The 205-nt window shown below is 57.6% G+C and carries 1 pseudogene; it reads left to right on the top strand.

Annotated features, from left to right (window positions below):
• Positions 1 to 127 (top strand): annotated as a pseudogene (locus F3J08_RS16895) (IS481 family transposase); the annotation flags it as partial.
• Between the last annotated feature and the right edge of the window lie 78 nt (positions 128 to 205).

Here is a 205-nt window from a genome sequence, read left to right as displayed (position 1 = left end):
TTTCGCACGTCGACTGAAGACGCTCCGGGGCCTCACGCCATACGAATTCGTTTGCCAGCAATGGCAGCACGAGCCATCAAGATTCACGCAAAACCCGCACCATCAAAACCCGGGACCAAACACCTAGAGCATAATCCTACCTGTCTGGATCGTATCCTTCGACCACCATGCCGGCAGTGTCCTCACTGCGGCAGGACGCTCGGCC

Source organism: Asaia sp. As-1742 (assembly GCF_011753235.1).
Classification (GTDB): domain Bacteria; phylum Pseudomonadota; class Alphaproteobacteria; order Acetobacterales; family Acetobacteraceae; genus Asaia; species Asaia bogorensis_B.
Note: the sequence above shows the minus strand (reverse complement) of the source record. Positions and strands in the feature narration are given on the sequence as shown.